Origin of the sequence: Sphingomonas sp. CFBP 8765 (assembly GCF_014841445.1) — a bacterium.
Classification (GTDB): domain Bacteria; phylum Pseudomonadota; class Alphaproteobacteria; order Sphingomonadales; family Sphingomonadaceae; genus Sphingomonas; species Sphingomonas aerolata.
This window is the reverse complement of the sequence record NZ_JACYTY010000001.1, coordinates 42,263-64,487: the sequence shown is the minus strand read 5'-3', so window position 1 is coordinate 64,487 and position 22,225 is coordinate 42,263. Positions and strand designations below refer to the sequence as shown.

General features: G+C 65.8%; 22 protein-coding genes and 1 tRNA gene. 8 read left to right on the top strand and 15 right to left on the bottom strand.

Going from position 1 to position 22,225, the window contains the following annotated elements:
- Nucleotides 1-421: 421 nt before the first annotated feature.
- Nucleotides 422-598 carry a hypothetical protein gene (locus IFT87_RS00295; protein WP_160172618.1) on the top strand — a complete coding sequence of 59 codons (177 nt, stop codon included), beginning with the start codon at nt 422-424 and terminating at the stop codon, nt 596-598.
- 758 nt (nt 599-1,356) lie between these two features.
- Here IFT87_RS00295 and IFT87_RS00290 read toward each other — a convergent pair.
- The 6 genes from IFT87_RS00290 to IFT87_RS00265 form a co-directional block, all read right to left on the bottom strand.
- Nucleotides 1,357-1,432, bottom strand: a tRNA-Lys gene (locus IFT87_RS00290).
- Nucleotides 1,433-1,549: 117 nt separating this feature from the next.
- Complete coding sequence (rodA, locus tag IFT87_RS00285) at nt 1,550-2,659, bottom strand: rod shape-determining protein RodA (RefSeq protein WP_031392826.1); 1,110 nt, start codon at nt 2,657-2,659, stop codon at nt 1,550-1,552.
- Nucleotides 2,656-4,728 (bottom strand): penicillin-binding protein 2, encoded by a 2,073-nt coding sequence (gene mrdA, locus IFT87_RS00280; RefSeq protein ID WP_037531191.1) that lies wholly within the window; start codon nt 4,726-4,728, stop codon nt 2,656-2,658. The genes rodA and mrdA overlap by 4 nt, the downstream gene beginning before the upstream one ends.
- Nucleotides 4,729-4,741: 13 nt before the next feature.
- The gene (gene mreD, locus IFT87_RS00275; RefSeq protein ID WP_031440173.1) at nt 4,742-5,263 is read right to left on the bottom strand and encodes a rod shape-determining protein MreD; all 522 of its coding nucleotides are present in this window, start codon (nt 5,261-5,263) and stop codon (nt 4,742-4,744) included.
- Between the two features lie 46 nt (nt 5,264-5,309).
- Nucleotides 5,310-6,197, bottom strand: coding sequence for a rod shape-determining protein MreC (mreC, locus tag IFT87_RS00270; protein ID WP_107932619.1), 888 nt, complete (start codon nt 6,195-6,197; stop codon nt 5,310-5,312).
- 101 nt (nt 6,198-6,298) lie between these two features.
- Nucleotides 6,299-7,342 carry a rod shape-determining protein gene (locus tag IFT87_RS00265; protein WP_031439534.1) on the bottom strand — a complete coding sequence of 348 codons (1,044 nt, stop codon included), beginning with the start codon at nt 7,340-7,342 and terminating at the stop codon, nt 6,299-6,301.
- Between the two features lie 149 nt (nt 7,343-7,491).
- On the opposite strand from IFT87_RS00265, the gene mutL reads away from it, so the two are divergent.
- Complete coding sequence (gene mutL, locus IFT87_RS00260; RefSeq protein ID WP_192007143.1) at nt 7,492-9,306, top strand: DNA mismatch repair endonuclease MutL; 1,815 nt, start codon at nt 7,492-7,494, stop codon at nt 9,304-9,306.
- A gap of 533 nt (nt 9,307-9,839) precedes the next feature.
- Nucleotides 9,840-10,187: a hypothetical protein gene (locus IFT87_RS00255; protein ID WP_192007142.1), complete on the top strand. Its 348-nt coding sequence runs from the start codon at nt 9,840-9,842 to the stop codon at nt 10,185-10,187.
- A gap of 102 nt (nt 10,188-10,289) precedes the next feature.
- Here IFT87_RS00255 and IFT87_RS00250 read toward each other — a convergent pair whose 3' ends face one another.
- The 9 genes from IFT87_RS00250 to IFT87_RS00210 all read right to left on the bottom strand — a co-directional run bounded on the left by IFT87_RS00250 (nt 10,290) and on the right by IFT87_RS00210 (nt 18,061).
- A complete protein-coding gene (locus tag IFT87_RS00250; RefSeq protein WP_031440198.1) occupies nt 10,290-10,601 on the bottom strand; it encodes a hypothetical protein in 312 nt (103 codons plus the stop codon).
- A 205-nt stretch (nt 10,602-10,806) separates the two neighbouring features.
- Nucleotides 10,807-13,887 (bottom strand): TonB-dependent receptor domain-containing protein, encoded by a 3,081-nt coding sequence (locus tag IFT87_RS00245; protein WP_192007140.1) that lies wholly within the window; start codon nt 13,885-13,887, stop codon nt 10,807-10,809.
- A gap of 268 nt (nt 13,888-14,155) precedes the next feature.
- Nucleotides 14,156-14,527 (bottom strand): Rap1a/Tai family immunity protein, encoded by a 372-nt coding sequence (locus IFT87_RS00240; protein WP_192007138.1) that lies wholly within the window; start codon nt 14,525-14,527, stop codon nt 14,156-14,158.
- Nucleotides 14,524-15,336 carry a hypothetical protein gene (locus IFT87_RS00235; RefSeq protein WP_342211104.1) on the bottom strand — a complete coding sequence of 271 codons (813 nt, stop codon included), beginning with the start codon at nt 15,334-15,336 and terminating at the stop codon, nt 14,524-14,526. Before IFT87_RS00235 ends, IFT87_RS00240 begins: the two co-directional genes overlap by 4 nt.
- Before the next feature lie 75 nt (nt 15,337-15,411).
- Nucleotides 15,412-15,723 (bottom strand): hypothetical protein, encoded by a 312-nt coding sequence (locus tag IFT87_RS00230; protein WP_031393980.1) that lies wholly within the window; start codon nt 15,721-15,723, stop codon nt 15,412-15,414.
- Between the two features lie 379 nt (nt 15,724-16,102).
- The gene (rplI, locus tag IFT87_RS00225) at nt 16,103-16,699 is read right to left on the bottom strand and encodes a 50S ribosomal protein L9 (RefSeq protein ID WP_031440825.1); all 597 of its coding nucleotides are present in this window, start codon (nt 16,697-16,699) and stop codon (nt 16,103-16,105) included.
- Nucleotides 16,700-16,710: 11 nt separating this feature from the next.
- Entirely contained in the window at nt 16,711-16,935 is a 225-nt protein-coding gene (gene rpsR, locus IFT87_RS00220) for a 30S ribosomal protein S18 (protein WP_031393978.1), read from the bottom strand.
- 2 nt (nt 16,936-16,937) lie between these two features.
- Complete coding sequence (rpsF, locus tag IFT87_RS00215; RefSeq protein ID WP_031393977.1) at nt 16,938-17,372, bottom strand: 30S ribosomal protein S6; 435 nt, start codon at nt 17,370-17,372, stop codon at nt 16,938-16,940.
- 332 nt (nt 17,373-17,704) lie between these two features.
- Complete coding sequence (locus IFT87_RS00210) at nt 17,705-18,061, bottom strand: RcnB family protein (RefSeq protein ID WP_037528667.1); 357 nt, start codon at nt 18,059-18,061, stop codon at nt 17,705-17,707.
- Between the two features lie 194 nt (nt 18,062-18,255).
- On the opposite strand from IFT87_RS00210, the gene fabD reads away from it, so the two are divergent.
- The 5 genes from fabD to fabF all read left to right on the top strand — a co-directional run bounded on the left by fabD (nt 18,256) and on the right by fabF (nt 22,192).
- A complete protein-coding gene (gene fabD, locus IFT87_RS00205) occupies nt 18,256-19,215 on the top strand; it encodes an ACP S-malonyltransferase (RefSeq protein ID WP_037528665.1) in 960 nt (319 codons plus the stop codon).
- A 27-nt stretch (nt 19,216-19,242) separates the two neighbouring features.
- Complete coding sequence (locus IFT87_RS00200) at nt 19,243-19,671, top strand: GxxExxY protein (protein ID WP_031440822.1); 429 nt, start codon at nt 19,243-19,245, stop codon at nt 19,669-19,671.
- Between the two features lies 1 nt (nt 19,672).
- Entirely contained in the window at nt 19,673-20,410 is a 738-nt protein-coding gene (gene fabG / locus IFT87_RS00195) for a 3-oxoacyl-[acyl-carrier-protein] reductase (RefSeq protein WP_031440821.1), read from the top strand.
- A gap of 161 nt (nt 20,411-20,571) precedes the next feature.
- Nucleotides 20,572-20,808 carry an acyl carrier protein gene (locus IFT87_RS00190; protein WP_031393971.1) on the top strand — a complete coding sequence of 79 codons (237 nt, stop codon included), beginning with the start codon at nt 20,572-20,574 and terminating at the stop codon, nt 20,806-20,808.
- Between the two features lie 121 nt (nt 20,809-20,929).
- A complete protein-coding gene (gene fabF / locus IFT87_RS00185; RefSeq protein ID WP_037528671.1) occupies nt 20,930-22,192 on the top strand; it encodes a beta-ketoacyl-ACP synthase II in 1,263 nt (420 codons plus the stop codon).
- Nucleotides 22,193-22,225: the final 33 nt, after the last annotated feature.

Genomic DNA, 22,225 nt, shown 5'->3' with positions numbered 1-22,225 from the left:
GGCAGGGGCCAACGCCCGTCGTAGCGGACCGTCGCAGACCATGGCGGACATTCAAGCACGATCGGGTGTCGGATGCGCTCGACAGGCGGCAACGAACCGAGCTCCGGCCGCAGGGATGTGAGACGGTTTGGCAAAACCTTGCGCTTGCCCATCAGCGACCGCGAACCACGATGCGGGTTGATCGCGGCTTGCTCGAACAGGCGCTCGTTGCGACCCTGGGGCCTGCCCGGCTCGCCACGTCCTCGGCCCTGGGTATCACGGCACCAAGCGCACTATGGTACTTTGGTTGCTCGCTAAATTTACCGGAATTTTCGGTCGGAACCAATGCGCCGCTCAATTCTTGGACTCTGACGAACTCAGTTACGTCGCAATTAACGCGAACGTGTAAAGAGTTAAACAATAGGGTTAATGGGAGTTCACGATGCGCGACAAGGCTTCGACACCACATGGCGCTGGATCGACAAACCAGGATCGTGGTTACTGCCAGCGGATGCCGAGCAGTATGAAGGCGGGCAACCGAGATCTCGGCATGTTCAATCGCAGCAGCGTGAAAGGCGAGAAATACCAGGGCCATGGTACGACGCCGGCCTATATCTAAGTCAGAGTCGAGCCCGGCTGTCACTGGCAACAGACGTCAGGTGCACAGCTGAGAGATCGGCAAGGTCAGCGATGGTGAGCCGTAGAAGCGGTTCAGCCATCGCAGTTGCCGAATATGAACGCATGCTTGCGACCACCCGCGAGGCGGGGCCGATGCGCGATGCGGACGAGCTATTACTCCACATCATCTGTCCCGTCATGGTCGGGACATTACCGAAGTCGATCCGTGCCGAGGTGCCACGGCCTTCGACCAGCGTCACCGTGCGTACAAACGGCGCTCCGGTCGAGGGCGTTAACCATTTCTTAACCACAAAGCCTCATCCGGCCGATGAGGCCTCGCCTCCCCGCAAGGGTTCCCTGCTCGTCACGATGCCGCCCCAGCTGGGACGGGCAGGGACTGCGACCCAATGACCTAGTCGGAGCGCCGCTGCCGGCGCGTCTGGGACGTATTCGGCTCCAAGGATGCCACAGGCGCAGGGTACCGCGCGATCGCGCGGGCAGGGGCTCAGCTAGGCGAGTAGGCCCCCTGATACAGTCGAAGACGGGCAACCCGGTCGTGCGGCCGATCTCCGGTCACGCGATGCTCAACGTCATGCGAACCTGCAGCGAGCCAATCGCGAACAAGGCGCGAAAGATCGCGGTCGCGCGGCAGGCGCATATCATTCAGTTGGGAGAGAAACTGTCGGAAGACAGATCAGACCATGTCGAACAGACATGACTCCGCCGCAGTGGAAAACATTTGTTTTCTGCGGTGGAGGATGGTGGACGCACTTGGGCTCGAACCAAGGACCCGCTGATTAAGAGTCAGCTGCTCTACCAACTGAGCTATGCGTCCATTCCGGGGCGGTTTTGAGTGGCGCCCTGGTGTGGCGCCCCGCTGCTGGAGGCGCGCTGTTAGCAGACTCATCGGGGGCCGCAACCCCCTTTCGTCCAAATTGCTGTCTTTTTCTGCTTACCAGCGGGTCGTCTTGCGATTTTCCCGGTCGATCGACATCAATATCCCCAGGCACAGCAGCACGGTCATCTGCGACGACCCGCCATAGCTGAACAGCGGCAGCGGGATGCCCACCACGGGGGCGAGGCCCATCACCATCATCAGGTTGATCGCGACATAGAAGAAGATCGTCGTGGCGAGCCCCGCAGCGGCCAGCCGCGCGAACCGCGACTGCGCGCGCTGCCCGACCTCAATCCCCCAGCGGATCACCAGCAGGAAGGCGAGGATCAGCAGGCAGCCGCCGACCAGCCCCCATTCCTCCGCCATCGTCGCGAAGACGAAGTCGGTATGCCCCTCGGGGAGATAGTCGAGATGGCTCTGCGTGCCGTTGAGGAACCCCTTGCCCCACAGCCCGCCCGATCCGATCGCGATCTTCGACTGGCTGATATGATAGCCGGTGCCCAGCGGATCGCTTTCGGGATCGAGGAAGATCAGGATGCGATTGCGCTGATAATCGTGCAGCGCGAAGTTGATCGCGAGCGGGATCGCGACCGACGCGGCCACCGCGCCGCCAACGAACAGCCTGAGTGGAATGCCCGCCAGGAACATCACCGTCGCGCCCCCCGCGCAGATCATCAGCGCGGTGCCCAGATCGGGCTGTTTCATCACGATCGCCGCGGGGATGCCGATCAGCACCGCGGCGGGCCAGACGGCCGCGAACCGCCGCGTCTCGTTGGGCGGCAGCATGTCGTAGAAGCGCGCACAGGCGAGCACGATCGCCGGCTTCATCAATTCGGACGGCTGCAGCCGGATGAAGCCGAGATCGAGCCAGCGCTGGCTGCCCCCGCGCACCGCGCCGAGCAGCTCGACGAGGACGAGCGCGAGGACGAGCGCACCATAGGTCGGCCACGCCGCCGCCTTCCAGACGCGCTCGGGGATGCGTGAGAGCACGACCGAGCCTGCCAGGAGGATGAAGAAGCGGATGCCCTGCGGCAGCGTCCAGGGGCGCAGCGAGCCGCCCGCCGCCGAATAGAGCACGACCAGCCCGAAGGTCCCGATCGCCGTGACCAGCAGCAACGTCCGCCAGGGCAGGGTGGCAAGCTGTTCGGGGATGATCCGCGATGTCATTGGCCGCGCTCCGTGGTTCCGTCTTCCGCGACCCCGCCGCCCGCGGTGGCCAGATCCGCCTGGGTCCGGTTGGCGACATCGGTGGCGTTCTCGACCGCCGGGGCGTCGCTCGGCACGGTCGCGTCGGTCTTGGTCGCGATCGCGGCGGGCGGGGCACTCTGCGCCGCGCGATAGCTCGCCGCGGTCGCCGCCATCCGCGTCCTGATGTCGCCGCCCCAGGTCGGTTCGACCTCGGCGAGCGACTTCAGCGCGCGCTCGCGGTCGAGCATATAGGTCATGATGTCGCGCCCGATCATCGGCGTGTCGAGGTTGCGCACCGTATGCCCGTTATGCTCGAGCACCACGGCAAGCGCGTAGCGCGGGTTGTCCGCGGGCGCGAAGCCGATGAACAGCGCATGGTCGCGCAGCTTGAACGGCAGCTGGCCGTTCTTGAGCACGCCCGAGCGCCGCTCCGCCATGGTGATGCGGCGGACCTGCGCGGTGCCGGTCTTGCCCGCGATCGCGACGCCCGGGATCAGCAGCTTGGCCGCGCCGCCGGTGCCGCCCTGGTTGATCACCCCGAACATCGCCTCGCGCACCCGCGCCAGATTTTCCGAATCGATCGCCAGCGCGGGCGCATCGCGGTGGACCTGGCTGGCGAGAATGCTTGGCTGCAGGTCGCGGCCCGACGCGATCCGCGCCGCCATAACCGCCAGCTGCAACGGGTTGGCGAGCACATAGCCCTGGCCGATCGACGCGTTGAGCGAATCCGCGACCGTCCAGGGCCGCTTGTATTTGTGCAGCTTCCAGTCGGGGTCGGGCATCGTCCCGAACCGCTGCGTCGAAAAGGGCAGGTCGAACTTCTGCCCCATGCCCAGCGTCCGCGCGATCGGCGCGATCGCGGCATAGCCGACCCGCCGCGCCATCTCGTAGAAATAGATGTCGCAGCTCTGCATGATCGCGTTCTTGAGGTCGAGCGGCCCGTGCCCGCCGCGCTTGTGGCAATGGAACACGCTGGTCCCCAGCCGCATCGCGCCCGAACAATTGACCCGCGCGTCGGCCGGGACGCCGGCATGGAGCAGCGCGAGCCCGTTCATCGGCTTGACCGTCGAGCCCGGCGGATACAGCCCCTGCGTGACCTTGTTCATCAGCGGCACGTGATCGTCGTCGCTCAGCATCTGCCATTCGAGATGGCTGATCCCGTCCGAAAAGCTGTTGGGGTCGTAGGCGGGCATCGACACCATCGCGAGCATCTCGCCGGTGCGACAGTCGATGACGACCACCGACCCCGAATTGGTGCCCAGCCGGCGCGCGGCATATTCCTGCAGTCCCGCGTCGATCGTCAGCCGCGCGGTCTTGCCCGGCACGTCGGGCTTGGTCGCGAGCTCGGCGACCAGCTTGCCGCGCGCGGTGACCTCGACCCGCTTGGCGCCCGCCTCGCCGCGCAGCGCGGGTTCGAGCATCTTCTCGAGCCCGTCCTTGCCGAGCTTGAAGCCGGGGGTGACGAGCAGCGGGTCGCGCGTCTTCTTGTATTGTTCGGCATTGGGCACGCCGACATAGCCGGTCAGATGCGCGACCGCAGCGCCCGCGGGATAGTTGCGCGCAAAGCCGCGCGTCGGCGCGACGCCGGGCAGCTCGGGCAGCCGCAGGCTGACGGCTGCGAACCGCTCCCAGTCGAGATTCTCCGCGACCTGGACCGGCTGGAACCCGGCGGCATGGTCGAGGTCGATCGCGATCCGCTCGATCTCCTCGGGCGGCAGCTGGAGGATGCGGCCGAGCAGCGGCAGTACGCGCTCCTTGTCGCGCAGCCGGTCGGGGATGATGTCGACGCGGAAATCGGTGCGGTTGTTCGCGATCGGCACGCCGTGGCGGTCGACGATCCAGCCGCGCCGCGGTGGCAACAGCGTCATGTTCACGCGGTTGCTCTCGGACAGCATCGTGTAGCGTTCGTTCTGCGCGATCGACAGCCAGGCCATCCGCCCGGCCAGCATCAGCCCGACGCCACCCTGCACCGCGCCCAGCATCCAGGCACGACGCGAGAAACTATAGGCTTGCGACATCTCGGTCACGACACGCGGCGGCCGTCTCATTCGGAAACCCGCTTCATTCCTGGACCCTGCGTCGTTCGATCGTCGCGACGATCCGTGCCGCCAACGGGAAGAGCATCATGGTGATCACGATCTGCGCCAATAGCACGGTGTCGACATGCGTGCCGACCCGTACGCCCAGAAATCGCCCGCCGATCACGCAGCACGCGATCCCGCCGCTCGCGATCAGCCAGTCCTGCCAGAAATCGCGGTACACCAGCCGCTGCTCGATCATGTCGATCGCCACGAACGCCAGCGACCAGAGCAGCACCGCGCTGCCCAGCGGCTGCCCGCTGAGCAGGTCGTCGAACAGCCCGAGCGGCGCCGCCGCCCAGGGGCGCAGCGCGTAGCGCGCAAGCAGCCGCCATGCGAGCAGCATGACGAACCCGAACGGCGGCAGGATCGGGATCGTCGCGATCAGCGGCACGATCGTCATCAGCGATCCCGCCATGACGGTCAGCCACGGGATCGCCCGCGCCCGGCCGCCTGCGACCTTCGGTTCGAATGGCTTATAGTCGACGCTGTTGCGGGTGGTCACGGCTGGTCGATCATCTGGGGGAAGACGGGATAGGGTGGTTTGGCAGTCACTTGGCGCTATTGTCGGACGGCGCAAGGGCGCGCGGCGGCGGCACCGGCATGAAGCCGGGCTCGACCACCGCGAAATCGAAGGTGTCGGGGTTGGCGAAGGTCCGCGCCATCACCGAATCCGCCCCCGCGGTCATCACCCGCGCGACCGGGATGCCGGGCGAATACAGCCCGCCGACGCCCGACGTGACGAACAGGTCGCCCGCATTGAACTTGACGTTGGTCGCGTTGACCGACCGGACGTCGAGCATGCCGTCGCCGCGCCCGACCGCGATCGCGGGCAGGCCGTCGCGCGTCCGGCGGATCGGCACGATGCTGTCGCCGTCGGTCAGCAGCATCACCCGCGCCGCATTCGGCCCGGTCTCGACGACGCGCCCGACCAGCCCGTCGGGGCCGCGCACCGCCATGCCCGGCCGCACGCCGCTCCAACGGCCCGCGTTGAGCAAGGCGAACCGGCGCCCGCTCGACGCGCTCGAACTCACCAGTCGCGCGGTGACGACCGGTTCGGCGATCCGGTCGCGGACCTTCAGCAGCGATCGCAGCCGGCGATTGTCATAGGCGATCGTCCGCGCGCGCATCAGCAAAGCGCGCGTCTGCTCACGCTCGCGGCGCAGTGCGACATTTTCCTGGCGGACGAAGAAATAGGTCCCGATTGCCTCGGGCACCGCGGCGACCCCGCCCACGACCCAGGCGAGCCCAGACGAGACCGGCGCGGTGAGGCCCGCCACGCCCATCCGCGCGCCGGCAAAGGCGGGCGGGTTGAAGGTCGAGACGACGAGCAACGCTGCGCCCACCACCGCACCGGCGATGGCGAGCACATAGCCTACGAACACCCCATATTGACGCCGTCGGGAAAACCCCGTCCGGCGGTCGCGGGCTGGCGCCATGCGCCTGTCCCCTCGTTCTCGGGCATCGCCGGGTCCGGGGCCCTATCCCCGCGACTCGGTCGATGCGATTTCCACTGACCCGTTTCCCACCTACACGCTTCTCAGCCGCTCATCAGCACGCCGCGGAACAGCGGGTCCTCGAGCGCGCGGCCGGTGCCCAGCGCGACGCAGGTCAGCGGGTCCTCGGCGACCGTCACCGGCAGCCCGGTCTCGTCGCGCAGCACCTCGTCCAGCCCCTGCAGCAGCGCGCCGCCGCCGGTCAGGACGATGCCCTGGTCGACGATGTCCGCGGCCAGCTCGGGTGCGGTGTTCTCCAGCGCGACGCGGACGCCCTCGACGATCGTCGCGACGGGCTCGCTCAGCGCCTCGGCGATCTGGCCCTGGTTGATCTGGATTTCCTTGGGCACGCCGTTGACCAGGTCGCGGCCCTTGATGTGGATGATCGTGCCGATGCCGTCGACCGGCGGCTTGGCGATGCCGACCTCCTGCTTGATCCGCTCGGCGGTCGCTTCACCGATCAGCAGATTGTGGTTGCGGCGGACATAGCTGACGATCGCCTCGTCCATCTTGTCGCCGCCGACGCGGACCGACGTCGTATAGGCCAGACCGCGCAGGCTCAGCACCGCGACCTCGGTCGTGCCGCCGCCGATGTCGACGACCATGCTGCCGATCGGCTCGGTCACGGGCATGTCGGCGCCGATCGCGGCCGCCATCGGCTCCTCGATCAGCCACACCGTGCTCGCGCCCGCGTTCGACGCGGCGTCGCGGATCGCGCGGCGCTCGACCTTGGTCGACCCCGACGGCACGCAGATCACGATTTCGGGCCAGCGGGCGAAGCGGCGCGGGCCGTGCACCTTCTGGATGAAATATTTGATCATCTGCTCGGCGACGTCGATGTCCGCGATCACACCGTCGCGCAGCGGGCGGATCGCCTCGATATTGCCCGGGGTCTTGCCCATCATCAGCTTCGCGTCGTCACCGACCGCCTTGACGCGCTTGATGCCGTTGATCGTCTCGACCGCGACCACCGACGGCTCGTTCAGGACGATGCCGCGGCCACGGACATAGACAACCGTGTTCGCGGTGCCGAGGTCGATCGCCATGTCGTGCGACATGAACTTGAAGAAACGCGAGTAGAAGGCCATTCAATCAGGGTCCCGTAATCCTGGCCGCCGGACGGGCGGCATTTCGCACATCATCTCGCGGGCCCCGCCGGTGTTTTCGAGCACCGGGTGCCTAATAAGCGGGCGTTTGCGGGTCGCGGGATGCCGTCGCTTGGTCTAGACGCAAACCCATGTCAATACGGCGTCTCCCCGAGCATCTCGTCAATCGTATCGCCGCCGGTGAAGTGGTGGAAAGACCCGCCAGCGCGTTGAAGGAGTTAGTCGAGAACGCCATCGACGCGGGCGCCGGACGCATCGCGATTCTCCTCGTCGAAGGCGGCACATCGCGCATCGAAGTCGCCGACGACGGATGCGGCATGACGCCCGCCGACATGATGCTCGCGCTCGAACGGCACGCGACCTCGAAGATGCCCGACGAGATCATCGAATCGGTCGTGACGCTCGGCTTTCGCGGCGAGGCGCTGCCCTCGATCGCCAGCGTCGCACGGCTGACGATCGAGAGCCGGGTGAGGGGGGCCGAAGGCTGGTCGCGGATCGTCGACAATGGCCGCGTCGAGCGCGAGGGGCCCGCCGCGCTGCCCCCCGGCACGCGCGTCGTCGTCGAGGATCTGTTCGCGCGCGTTCCCGCCCGCCGCAAGTTCCTCCGCTCGCCGCGCGCCGAATATGCCGCCTGTCTCGATGTCGTCCGCCGGCTCGCGATGGCGCGTCCCGATATCGGCTTCACGATCGAGCATGACGGCCGTCGCACGCTGGCGGCGACGCAGGTCGAGGACCGGCCGGGCCGCGTCGCGACGCTCACCGATCGCGCGCTCGCCGACAATGCGGTCACGATCGACCTCGAACGCCCGGTCGACTCGGGCATGCTCGTGCTCGGCGGGGTCGCGAGTCTGCCGACCTACAATCGCGGCATCGCCGACCACCAGTATCTGTTCGTCAACGGCCGGCCGGTGAAGGACCGGCTGCTGATGGGCGCGATCCGCGGCGCCTATGCCGAGATGCTCCCGCGCGACCGGCACGCGGTCGTCGCGCTGTTCCTCGACGTCCCCACCGACCAGGTCGACGTCAACGTCCACCCCGCCAAGACCGAGGTCCGCTTCCGCGACCCCGCGATGGTCCGCGGCCTCATCGTCTCGGGCCTGCGCCGCGCCCTCGACGCCGCCGGCCACCGCAGCCAGCGCGCATCCGAGTCCGCCCTGTCGATGTGGCAGCCAGAAACCTCCTCTCCCCCCGGGGGAGAGGAAGGGGCCCGCCCGCAAAGCGGGTGGGAAGGTGAGGGCACGCCGCAAAGACTGCCGCTCGAAAACCGCAGCTACGGCACGGTAAGCGACGCCCGCCCCACCTTCTTCGCCGCGCCCCCACAGGCAAGAGCCGAACCCGCCTGGACACCCCCGCCGCAAACCTCATCCTTCCCGATGGGTGTCGCCCGCGGCCAGGTCGCCAAGACCTATATCGTCGCCGAGGCGGAGGACGGTCTCGTGCTCGTCGACCAGCATGCCGCGCATGAACGCCTCGTCCTCGAACGGATGCGCGCCGCGCTCGCCGGCGGCACGGTCGCGAGCCAGGCGCTGCTGATCCCGGAGGTCGTCGAACTCGACGAACCCGCCTGCGACCGGCTCGAGGCGCGCGCCGCCGAGCTGTCCGAGTTCGGGCTCGACCTCGAACGCTTCGGCGCGCGCGCGATGCTGGTCCGCGCGACCCCCGCCTTGCTCGGCCAGAGCGATCCCAAAGGCCTCGTCACCGACCTTGCCGACGAGCTCGCCGCGTTCGACGAGGCGCTGTCGCTGAAGGAACGGCTCGACGCGGTCGCGGGCACGATGGCCTGCCACGGCTCGGTCCGCGCCGGCCGCATCCTCTCGGTCCCCGAGATGAACGCGCTGCTGCGCGAAATGGAGATCACCCCCCATTCGGGCCAATGCAACCACGGCCGCCCCACCTGGGTAAAGCTCGCGCATGGCGACATCGAGAAGCTGTTCGGCCGCAAGTAAACCGTGCGGCGTGGGGGTGGGCGCCGTCTCCCGCAGCCCCCCACACTCCCGTTCGTGATTATCGCAAATACAAGAGCTTTGACCAACGATGGTGTTCGACAGGCACTGCTCACGGTACCCCCCCCCCCCCAGCAGAACCGCCTGCCGAACGCATCGGCATGTAATAAAGCAGGCTGCTCAGGACTATTATTAAGTTTGATCCGAGGATCGACAATTAACTATTGATACTACGATTTATGGAAAATACGCCTTTCAGGTGTACTTCAAGGCTTATGCGGACATGGATAAAGCGCATAATGCATAACATAGGTTATGTTTTAGGATCGACTTCTTTGTGCTTCTGCATATTCTGATTTGACGAGATACTTCAACACTTTCGTGGCAGGAGTGCTATCTACTGCGAGCGTCGTCCATGGCCATTGCCAACGTTGTTCGCAACAGGTTAACTTGGCAGGTGGATTAAGCTGACACTTACACCTTCGCACAATTGCAGACATTCGAAGCTTAGCGGGGTTGGAAGCAAAGGAGCGTTCATGCCGGCGGCAAAACATCCGGCAATTACCGTGACGCGTATGCTTCCGCTCGCGGCATCGCTGCTGTCTGGCACTCTATTGGGTCGAGCGGCAATGCTCGCGTTAGTTTCGCCGATGGCGATGGACGGTGGACAGTCTGTCGGCGCGTGGGCGCTGGTATTGTTCTTGCTCGCTCAGCCTATCATGCTCGTCGCTGCTATGACGGCGGGCTTGCTCTGCTATCGCCGATTGACAAAATGGCGCTTCGTCACTGCGCTCGCACTGCCGGCTTTGCACCTTCTCGGCATGAGGATTCTCATGCTCGCTTTACAGGCTGAAAGTCGAGTTTCCACCAAGTTGAGCCGTTGACACCGGCTGCCCGGTGCCCGGCGATAACGCCCTAACATTCGCGTCGGTCACAAAAAAAAAGCCCCCACCGTCAGGTGAGGGCTCGTGACATCAGGCGAAGTCTTACTTCTCGCCATTGTCCTTGACGCCCACGGTGGGCACGTCGACCGTTTCGGTCTCGGTCTTGACCTTGGGGACCTCGACTTCGGTCTTCTTCGTGCCGACGACGACCGCCTTCGAGTCGAGATCGACGTTCGGCATGTCGCCGCCCTTGACGGAGACCTCCGGAAGCGAACCTTCCTTCACGTTGGCGCTCCAGAACCCGGTCGCAAAGAGGACACCGACGATGGCCGCAATGACGACAAGGACGATGACGATCGTCTTGCCTGCGCCGCTCTTCTGACGAATTGGCTCGCCGCCCCGATAATCTGACATTTAACTCTCCCTGTACTTACAACAGGTTCGAACACTCTCGACGCAGTCTTGTTCCGTTTGCGTCATGACGTCGAAATTGCCGGCGCCCGGCACGCGGAAATTCACGCGTCTTGAGGGCGGAGCGACGGACGGACGTCGCCGGCGCGCTTCCCAAAAAAAAGGGGCCCGTCGCGAACGACGAGCCCCCCGATACGCCCCGGTTCGATCAGAACCGCACGGTCGCCCCGACCGCGAGGTTGCGGCCCAGCGCGTCGTAGCGCGCGGGGATCGTGTTGCTGCGCGCCAGGCTGATGTCGTAGGAATTCGCCAGGATCGGCGGCGTCTTGTCGAGCAGGTTGTTCGCGATCAGCCGGAGCGAGAAGTCGCGCGACACGGCGAAGGTCAGCGCCAGGTCGAAATAGCTCACCGGCGCGATCCTGTAGAAGGTCGTCCGCGCGCGGTCGGGCGTGCCGCCGATCGCCGGATCGCCCGAATTGTCCGCACTCGTCAGCGACCCGACATAGCGCCAGTTGAACGAGGTGCTGAAGATGCCGTCGCTCGTCGTATAGGTCGTCCGCAGCCCGTGCGACCATTTCGGCAGCAGCTGCCCACAGCCATTGCCGTAATAGCCCGCGCAATTGCGCTTGGGCTGGAGCGGCGAATCCTGCCCGCCGGCAAAGGTGGTCAGCGACCCGTTAAAGTTCCAGTCGATCTTGCCGACCCCGCCCAGACCCAGCGTATACTGGCTCTGGAAGTCCCAGCCGCGCGCGATCGAGAAATAATAGTTGGTCGTGCCCGCGCGGATGAAGCCGCTGGTCGGGTTGTTCGCGGCGGCGGCGTAGAGGATGCCGGTGCCGGGCTGGCGGACGATCCCCGAGCAGAAGAACGGGTCGCCGTTCGAACGCTGGCAGCCATCGGTGTAATAGCTGTCGTCGTTATAGCCGAGCGAGTTGTTGATCTTGATCCGGTAGCGATCGACCGAGAAGACCAGCCCGCGCAGGAAGCTCGGCTTCACGACCAGGCCATAGGTCTGGGTATAGGCGGTTTCCGGATCGGCGGTGAACCCGCCCGATCGCACCGTGCACTGGTCGTTCGGGCACAACAGGGTCGCGCTGCCATAGAGTGCGTCAGACAGCCCGGTCGCCGCGCACACCTCGCGCGAGGCGATCGGCGTGGTCGTGGTGATCGTCCGGCCGGGATTGGCGGGGTCCGCGATCTGGCGCGGCACGGGGGCGCAGAAGTCGTTCTGCGATCCGCCCTGCCGGCTATAGTTGATCGCGGTCGCCTGGCGGATCTCGAATACCGTCGGTGCGCGCTGCGCCTTGTTGAACGATGCGCGGAACGTCAGGTCGCTGACCGGGGCATAGGTGCCCTCGAGCTTCCACGTGTTGAAGGTTTTGGGATTGCTGCTGTATTTCGACACACGGTAGCCGCCCGTGACCTGCAGCAGATGCGCGAAGCGGCGCTCCTCGATCAGCGGCGCCTGGACCTCGATGTTCGATTCCCACACGTCCTGGCTCAGGTTGAAATCCTCGCCGCCATTCTGCTCGCGGTAGATCGCATCCGCGGACGAGTCATAGCTGTCCTTGCGATATTCGCCGCCCAGCGCGATCGCGACGCCCTGGTTCGCAAAGGGCGAGGTGATCCCGTATTTGCCGAGGTCGCCGGTCACGGACGACACGATGTCCCACAATTTGGCGACGCCGGTCGAGGTGCCGCTGCGCGCGGTGAAGAGGTAATCGGCCAGCGGTCCGCCGAGCGTGCCCGCGCTGAACGCGTTGAACGGGACACAGGCCGGGTCGACCCCCGACACGGTCGCCGCGCAGGTCGGCGTGCCGTTGACGCTGACGACGTTGAGCGAGCGGTTCACCCGGTCGAAATCGGCGAAATTGCCGAAGGTTATGTCCTGCTGGTTGCGCGAGAACACGCCGCCCAGATCATAGGTCCACGCGTCGCCGACGGTGCCGCGGATCCCCGCGGTCGCGCGGATCCCCTTGTTCAGATAGACGTCGGGCGAGAAGGGCAGGTCGTTGAAGCGATAGCGCACGTCGAGCGGCGCGAGCGCCGACGTCCCCGCCTGCGCACCGCAGATCGTGCTGGCCTGCGACGTCGACAGGAACGGGTTGTTGCAGTTCACCTGATACGGCGTGTCGCCATAGTTGGTGTAGCTGTAGACGCGCGTCGGATAGGGGTTCACCGACCTGTCGCGGAACCAGATCCCCGAACCATAGAGCTCGAGCTCGGGCGCGATCTTCGCGCTGACGAAGCCGCCCGCCGTATAGCGTTCGAATTCGCGCTGGTAGGAATAGCCGTCATAGGGGTTGGCCGCGTTGCCCGCCCCTGCGCCGTAGGGCACGAAGCTGCGCGTGCCGGCGGGATCGTTGACATAGCCGACGCCGCTGTTCGCTCCGCTGCGCGGCGAGATATAGCCGCTCGGCGAATAGGTCGACAGCGAGCAGGACAGCGGGCCGTCCTTGCCGGTCTGGACCAGCTGGCATGCCGAGCTCGACCGCGCGTCATAGGGGACGTCATTGGCCTGGCGGTAATTGACGAAGCCCGACACGCGCAGCGCGCCGTCGAACAGCTTGGTGCCTGCGGTCAGCGTGACGTCGGACCGGCCGCCGTCATTAGTCAGCCCGCGCGGCGCCTCGAACGCGTTCGCGCGCGCCAGCGGCGACACGATCGTGTCCTTGTTCTCGTGATTGTAGAAGCTGTAATTGCCGTCGAGCTGGATCCCCTCGAAATCCTTCTTCAGGATGAAGTTCACCACGCCCGCGACCGCGTCCGATCCATAGACCGACGACGCGCCGCCGGTCAGCACGTCGACGCGTTCGAGCAGCGAGGGCGGGATGATGCCGACGTCCTGGCCGTTCTGCGTGCCCAGCCGCTTGCCGTCGACCAGCACCAGCGTCCGCTCGAAGCCCAGGCTGCGCAACTTGATCCGCTGGCGGCCGTCCGAATCCTGATAGGTCTGCTGGCTGTCGGGCGACACCTGCGGCAGGCGGTTGAGCACGTCCTCGACGGTGATCGCCGCCTGCGCGCGGATGTCCTGCGCGGTGACCGAGGTGATCGGCGCGGCCGATGTCATGTTGGGCCGCTGGATCCGTGATCCAGTGACGACGATCATGTCGTCGGACACGGTCTTGGCCGTATCGCCCGCGGCGAACGCGGTCTGCGCATCGGCCTCGACCTTGGCCTGGGCCGGCGTCGCCGGGCTGTCCGTCGCGGTCTGCGCGACAGCGGGGATCGCCGTCAGCAACAGCGATCCGGCAAGTGCAATATAGGACGTGGTATGTCTGAAGTTCATGAAGGCCCCCTTGTCCGGCTGCGCGATCGCGCTTGGTCCGGTTCCGGGGACATGAATTCTCCATTATGACTTATATGACAATACCCAAATATGACCTCTTCATACGAATGTTGCGAGGATGTTCAGAATAGGCACTATTTCGGTTATCGAGAGCCATCGCCGTTCACCGTGGCGCCGCCCATTGCCATGCCGCCCGCCGACGAATCGTCGTGGGTGGCATTTCGGCGGATTGTCATAGGGCTGTACCGCTACCGGTACGGCGGACAGGCTAGCGTTTGGCGTTCCGCTTGCACGCAAAGGACCGGCGCAGCGCGTCGCGGACCACGAAGATCGGCGCGGCCTTCGCCTTCTTCCCCTTGGTGCGCAGATATTTGCGCGTCGTCGCCACCGCGTCGATCGTCGAGCCCTTGGTTGCCGACGGGCAGATCTCGCGCGCCATCGACAGTGTGTCGAACGCGCCGAGGATATAGCCCGTGCAGAAGCTCGGCGCGGGGTCCGCATCCTTGCCGCGGCACTGCGCGATCAGCTCCTCGGTCGTCAGCGCGCTCACCACCACGGGGCGGTCGGCGCGAGCGGGGGTGCTGGGAGTGGGGGCAGGGGCAGCGGCCACGGCCACCGCGGCGAGCCAGAGCAGGATCATGTCGGTTCGCTTTCCGCACCAGGGGGCGCCGCGACCGGCGTCGGCTTCAGATAGGGCAGCAGCCGCGCCCGCGGAAACACGTCGTCGAGCGTCCGGCTCTCGGGCAGGATGTACACAACGCCGCCCTTGCGGCGGAACAGCGGGCTCAGCTGGCCGGTATAGAATTTGCTGCCGACATTGATGCAGCCAAAGCTGATCCGGTTATCCTCCGGGCTCGGCGACACCAGCCGCTCGACCCGGCGTTCCTTCTTGTGGGTCGTGATCACCGCATGGATCGCGACCGAATTGGCATAGTCGACCCACAGCACCGACTGGCGTCCGAACGCGCGGCCGAACTTCGTGACGAACCGGCCCGCGGGCGTGGTCCGCTCGGCGGGGCCGATCTCGGCCACATCCTTCGCGCCGACGCCCGGCGACGAATCGTCACCGATCCCGACGCCAAGCAGCACCGGCGTCTGCCCGACATATGCGCCCTTCGCATCGAACAGCAGCAGCGACGCCGCCTGCTTGTCGATCACCGCATAGGGCAGCCCGGCATTGTCCTTCGCCGCCGCGACCCAGGCGACGATCTGGTCCGCGGCCGGTGACAGCAGCGGCAGCGCGAGCGGCACGACCGGGGCGGCCACCGCCACCCCGCGCCGCGGCTTCGCGCGCGTCTTGCCAGCGGCCTTGCCACCCGCTTTGCCACCAGTCTTGGCGGCAACCTTGGCGCCGGCAGCGGCCGCCAGCGGCACCGGCGCGGCAACGAGCGCCAGCGCCAGGCCGGCAAGCGCCGCCGCCCGGTACCGTCCCGGTAACAGCCCTCTCACGCGCAAGATCCTCTCACGATGGCGATCCTGCGCGGCGAAAGCCGTCCCGGGTATTGGCATGGAGCAGGGTCAGGCTCAGCCGCGCGGCTTGCGCTGGCGCTGCTGCATCTGCTGCTGCATCTTCTGCTCCATGCCGTCGACGCGACCGTTGATCTGGTCGATCCGCTGGCCGTTCTGCTGTGCCTGGCCGGCTGCGGCCTGGGCCTGGGTCAGTGCCTCGCCCGACGTGCCCTCGACGGTCCGCAGGCGGCCGTCCATGCCGTCGATGCGCGTGTTGACGGTCGCGATCTGCTCGCGGACAAAGCCCTTGGTGGCGCAACCGCCCAGCCCGATCGACCCGATCAGCAGGAGGGCAACCGTCGGATATTTCTGGAGACTCGTACGCATTATCTTAACCTTTCCAAAAACTGGAACCTGCACTCAGCGATCACAATCGCGCGCTGACAATCGATTTTGGCCAGAATGTGCGTCTTCTGCGGTAGAGCAGGGGGCGGGGTGAATGCCGCCGGTTCGCCGCGCCGCGCGGTTCATCTGCCCGCAACCTTTCGCCCGGCTTGGGCATTATCGCCGCATCCCATTTCATAGAGTTCGCCGGCCATGAAACAGATCCTCCCCGTCATCTTCGCGCTCGTCCCCCTCGCCGCGATGGTCGGCGCCTGCGTCACCTGCCCCTGAGCCGCTGGCGTTCCTGCCGCGGACATGAAAAAGGCCCGCCCGGATCGCTCCGGACGGGCCTTTTTCGTGTCGGCCAGGAAAGGCGAGGGGGTTAGCCCTGTGCCTCTTCCTCCTGGTCGCGCGGGGCTTCGGCGGTCGCGCCGGGCTCTGCGTTCGGATCGTAATCCTCGACGAAGCCAGCCTCGTCACGCTCGAACATCGACGACATGACGTCGACGCCCTGAGCCTGCATCTCGGCTTCTTCCGGCGACCGGGCGACGTTGACCTTGACGGACACCGACACCTCGGGGTGGAGTGCAACCTTGACGGTGTACACGCCGATCGCCTTGATCGGCTTGTCGAGCACGATCGCCGACTTGCCGACCTTGTGACCATCGGCCACCAGCGCATCGACCAGATCGCGAACCGCGACCGAGCCGTAGAGCTGACCGGTGTTCGACGCCTGACGGATCAGGGTCACGCTCGCGTCGGTGAAGGTCTTCGCTTCGGTCTCGGCATCGGCACGGCGCGATGCGTTGTCCGACTCGATCCGCGCACGGTTCGCTTCGAAAACCTTGCGGTTGGCTTCGTTCGAACGAAGCGCCTTCTTGTTCGGGAGAAGGAAGTTACGGGCATAGCCGTCCTTGACCTTCACCACGTCGCCGATGGCGCCGAGCTTTTCGACGCGCTCAAGCAGAATGACGTCCATGGGGGCGCTCCTTACTTAACGATGTAGGGCAGCAGGCCCAGATGACGCGCACGCTTGATGGCCTGGGCCAGTTCGCGCTGCTTCTTTGCGGCCACCGAAGTGATACGCGACGGGACGATCTTGCCACGCTCGGACACGAAGCCCTGCAGCAACCGGACGTCCTTATAGTCAATCCGGGGAGCGTCTTTGGCAGAGAACGGGCAGCTCTTGCGGCGGCGGAAGAATGGACGTGCCATGATTATTCAGCTCCCTCTTCGCGGTCACGACGGGGACCACGGTCCGGACGATCGCCGCGGTCAGGACGGCCTTCACGGCCACCTTCGCGGTCGCCACGACGCTCACGGTCGCGGTCCGACTTGCGCATCATCACGGTCGGGCCCTCTTCGAGCGTGTCGACCTTGACCGTCATGTAACGGATGATGTCTTCGTTGATCTGCGTCTGGCGCTCCAGCTCTGCGATCACGTTGCCCGGGGCATCGATCTCGAGCATCACATAGTGCGCCTTGCGGTTCTTGGCGATCTTGTACGCCAGCGAACGCAGGCCCCAGTTCTCGGTCTTTACGACCCGACCTTCGTTGTCGTTCACGATCTTGGTGGCGATTTCCGCCAGAGCGTCCACCTGCGCCTGTGCCAGATCCTGGCGCGCAAGGAACACGTGCTCGTAAAGAGCCATGTCTTGTCCTTCGTCTTGGCCGATCGCTGATACACGCCCCATGCGTGCACCCCTCCGGCTGTCGTCTAGAATGCAAACCTGGGCAAGGGACGCGAATCCCTCACCCCGGTTGCGATGGCCCTTACCCGATTGACGGGGAAAGGCAAGGTGTCCGTCCGTCTTCCCAACCCCTTCCGTCATCCGCTCCCTCGTCCGTCATCCTGACGAAAGTCAGGATCCAGAGTAACGGAGCGCCGCCCTGTCTGACCCTGGATCCTGACTTTCGTCAGGATGACGGGGTATATCGAGGACGGCGCTCATCTCAGGATGACTATGTAGTGGAGGCCCGGACCTTACCGGAACGCGCCACCACGCACCTGGACCACATTGCCGCGGCCGTTGACCAGCAGCGCGTCACGACCCGAACGGACCCACTGGCTGCCACGCGGCGGGGCGGCGAGGCGATAGTTGCGGTACGTCGTGATCACCCGGTAGTTCTGCGCATAGCGGCGGTCGAACCGCTGGCCGGTGCGGAAATTGCGATACTGGTTCGGGCGGACGGTGGTCCGCTTGGTGACGACGGTGCGGCCATTGTTGTTCTGGCGCACGGTGGTCACTTCGCGGCGCTGCTGCGCCTCGGCCGGAGCGGCGGCCAGCAGCGGGCTGGCGACGAGGGTGGCGGCAAGCGCGCTGAGGATGAACGTCTTCATGATACTCTCCCGTTGAAACACGGCGCCGATGCTGCGGCGTCCTCCATAATCTGGGGGCCGCTTGTCGCAGGCGCTTGTCGCCGGCGTCGCGAATTGGTCGCATTTTGTCGCAAACCCGCCGGGTCCGTTCAGGTTCGCGCGGTTGCAACTCGGGCCACACCTTTCTAGTCCGCCCGCTTCAAAGAGGAGAGGTCATGCGCGCGTTCATCTTCCCCGGCCAGGGGAGCCAGTCTGTCGGCATGGGCAATGCGCTCGCCGACGCCAGCGCCACCGCGCGCGAGGTCTTCGCCGAAGTCGACGAGGCGCTCGGCCAGAATCTGTTCCGGCTGATGAGCGAGGGGCCCGCCGACGAGCTGCTCCTCACCGAGAATGCGCAGCCCGCGATCATGGCGAACGCGATCGCCACGCTGCGCGTCGCCGAGAAGGAGGGCGGTCTGCGCCTCGCCGACAAGGCCGACTATGTCGCCGGGCACAGCCTCGGCGAATATACCGCGCTGTGCGCCGCGGGCGCGCTCGACCTGTCGACCACCGCGCGGCTGCTGAAGCTGCGCGGCCGGGCGATGCAGGCGGCGGTGCCGGTGGGCGAGGGCGCGATGGCCGCGCTGCTCGGCACCGACCTCGAAAAGGCGCAGCTGATCGCGGGCGCCGCGGTCGATTCGATCCTCGCCGAGGGCGGGGCCGAGCTGGTCTGCACCGTCGCCAACGACAATGACCCGTCGCAGGTCGTGATCTCGGGCCACCGCCTCGCGATCGAGAAGGCGATCGCGCTCGCCAAGGATCTCGGTGCCAAGCGCGCGGTGCTGCTCCCGGTCTCCGCGCCGTTCCACTGCCCGCTGATGCAGCCCGCCGCCGAGGCGATGGAAGCCGCGCTCCTCGACGCCGACCTCCGCGCGCCGCTGGTGCCGGTGTTCGCCAATGTCGACGCGGTCGCCGTCGCCAACCCCGGCGCGATCCGCCACCTGCTCGTCCAGCAGGTCACCGGCATGGTCCGCTGGCGCGAATCGGTACTCGCGATGCACGCAGCCGGCGTCGGCCACTTCGTCGAATTCGGCGGCAAGGTCCTAGCCCCCATGGTAAAACGCACCGCCCCCGACGCCGAAACCACCAGCGTCATCACGATGGACGACATCGAGGATTTCGTGAAGAAGATGTAATTCACGCAAAGGCGCAAAGGCGCGAAGATGATGGATATCGAGGCTGCCGCTTCTGACGTCATTAACGTGTCTCTGCGCCTTCACCGCGAACTGGGCCCAGGCTTGCTCGAGAGCGTCTACGAAACTGTTCTGGCGTCCAAGCTCACCACTCTGGGCTATCAGGTCGAGCGGCAGCGACCTGTTTCGATCGAGTTCGAAGGCCTGCACTTCGATGCGGCATTTCGGATCGACCTCATCATCGGCAATCGACTGCTCGTCGAAATCAAATCCGTCGAGCGGCTGAACGCCGCTCATGCAAAGCAATTGCTGACCTATTTGCGACTTACCAGGCAGCCACTTGGGCTGCTGATCAACTTCGGAGGCGAAACGCTGAAGGAGGGGCTCCGTCGGATCGTCAACGGCTACACCCCCTTCGCGCCATCGCGCCTTCGCGTGAACCAAATTATTGGAGACTAGAATGTTCGACCTCACAGGCATGACCGCCCTCGTCACCGGCGCATCGGGCGGGATCGGGTCCGAGATCGCCCGAGCCCTAGCCGCACAGGGCGCGCGCCTCGCCATATCCGGCTCCAACGCCGCCAAGCTCGACGCCTTCCTCGCCACCCTCGGCGGCGACCATGTCGCGCTGCCCTGCGACCTGTCCGACCCCGCCGCGGTCGACGCGCTCGTCCCCCAGGCGGTGGAGAAGCTCGGCAAGATCGACATTCTCGTCAACAATGCCGGCGTCACCCGTGACAATCTCGCGATGCGGATGAAGGACGACGAGTGGGACAGCGTCATCCGCGTCAACCTCGAGGCCGCGTTCCGCCTGATGCGCGCCGCCGCCAAGCCGATGATGAAGGCGCGCTTCGGCCGGATGATCTCGGTCACATCGATCGTCGGCGTCACCGGCAATCCGGGCCAGGCCAATTACGCCGCGTCGAAGGCGGGGCTGATCGGCATGTCGAAATCGATGGCGCAGGAGCTCGCCAGCCGCGGCATCACCGTCAACTGCGTCGCCCCCGGCTTCATCACCTCGCCGATGACCGACGCGCTCCCCGACGCGCAGAAGACCGCGCTGACGACCAAGATTCCGGCCGGCCGGCTGGGCGAGGGCGCGGACATCGGCGCCGCGATCGTCTATCTCGCCAGCCGCGAGGCGGGCTATGTCACCGGGCAGACGCTCCACGTGAATGGCGGGATGGCGATGATCTGACGTCACGGATCCGCGGCATGAGCCGGGCTAACGCCCGGTTTTCGCCCGCAATCGCGCAAAGCGACCCGGCAAGGCGATGAACTGACCCTTGCCACGAAACGGACCCCGTTCTACGGGCGTTCAGGAACTGGTAAAAACCCCCAAAGATAGAGGGAACGAACATGAGCGAGACCGCAGACCGCGTGAAGAAGATCGTCGTCGAGCATCTCGGCGTCGAAGCCGACAAGGTGACCGAAGATGCGAGCTTCATCGACGATCTGGGTGCCGACAGCCTCGACATCGTCGAGCTGGTCATGGCGTTCGAAGAAGAATTCGGCGTCGAGATCCCTGACGACGCGGCCGAGAAGATCGCGACCGTCAAGGACGCGATCACCTATATCGACGAGCACAAGGCCTGATCAGGGCTTGAGGTCCGATCCGTCGGGCTTGCCCTGGTGGCTATGATCTGAGCGGCTCCCCGTCCTTGGGCTAAGAGGGCGGGGAGCCGTTTCGTTTTGGAAGCATGTGGAGTTTGAGGTCATGCGGCGTGTCGTCGTAACCGGGCTAGGCCTGGTCACCCCCCTGGGGGCCGATGTTGAAACGGCTTGGGCGAACATTCTCGCCGGCAAGTCGGGGGCGGGCCCGATCACCCGGTTCGATGCGTCGGACCAGGTCTGTCGCATCGCCTGCGAGGTGAAGCCCGCAGACCATGAATATGGCTTCGATCCCGCCAAGCGCGTCGACCACAAGGTCCAGCGCCAGGTCGATCCCTTCATCATCTACGGCATCGACGCCGCGGGCCAGGCGCTCGAAGACGCCGGCCTGACCGAGATGACGGTCGAGGAAAGCTGGCGCGCGGGCGTGTCGATCGGCTCGGGCATCGGCGGCCTGCCGGGCATCGAGAGCGAATCGATCGTCCTCCACACCAAGGGGCCGCGCCGCGTCTCGCCGCACTTCGTCCATGGCCGTCTGATCAACCTGATCTCGGGTCAGGTCTCGATCAAATATGGTCTGCGCGGACCCAACCATGCGGTCGTCACCGCCTGCTCGACCGGGGCGCATGCGATCGGCGACGCCGCGCGGATGATCGCGATGGACGATGCCGACGTGATGCTCGCGGGCGGCGCGGAGGGCACCGTCTGCCCGCTCGGCATCGCCGGCTTCGCCCAGGCGCGCGCACTGTCGACCAACTTCAACGATTCGCCCGAAAAGGCTTCGCGTCCCTATGACAAGGACCGCGACGGCTTCGTGATGGGCGAGGGCGCGGGCGTGCTCGTGCTCGAGGAATATGAACACGCCAAGGCGCGTGGCGCGAAGATCTATGCCGAGGTGATCGGCTATGGCCTGTCGGGCGACGCGTACCATGTCACCGCACCGCATCCCGAAGGCGACGGCGCGTTCCGTTCGATGCAGATGGCGATCAGGAAGTCGGGCCTCAAGCTCGAGGACATCGACTACATCAACGCGCACGGCACCTCGACGCCGATGGGCGACGAGCTCGAACTCGGCGCGGTCCGCCGGCTGTTCGGCGATGCGATCTCGGGCCTGTCGATGTCGTCGACCAAGTCGGCGATCGGGCATCTGCTCGGCGGCGCCGGCGCGGTCGAGAGCATTTTCTGCATCCTCGCGCTGCGCGACCAGATCGTGCCGCCGACGCTCAACCTCGACAATCCGAGCGACAGCTGCATCGGCGTCGACCTCGTGCCGCACGTCGCCAAGAAGCGCGAAGTCCGCGCGGTGCTGAACAACTCGTTCGGCTTCGGCGGCACCAACGCCTCGCTGGTGATGACGCTGGTCAAGTAACCTGTTCCCCGGCGAAGGCCGGGGTCCAGTTGG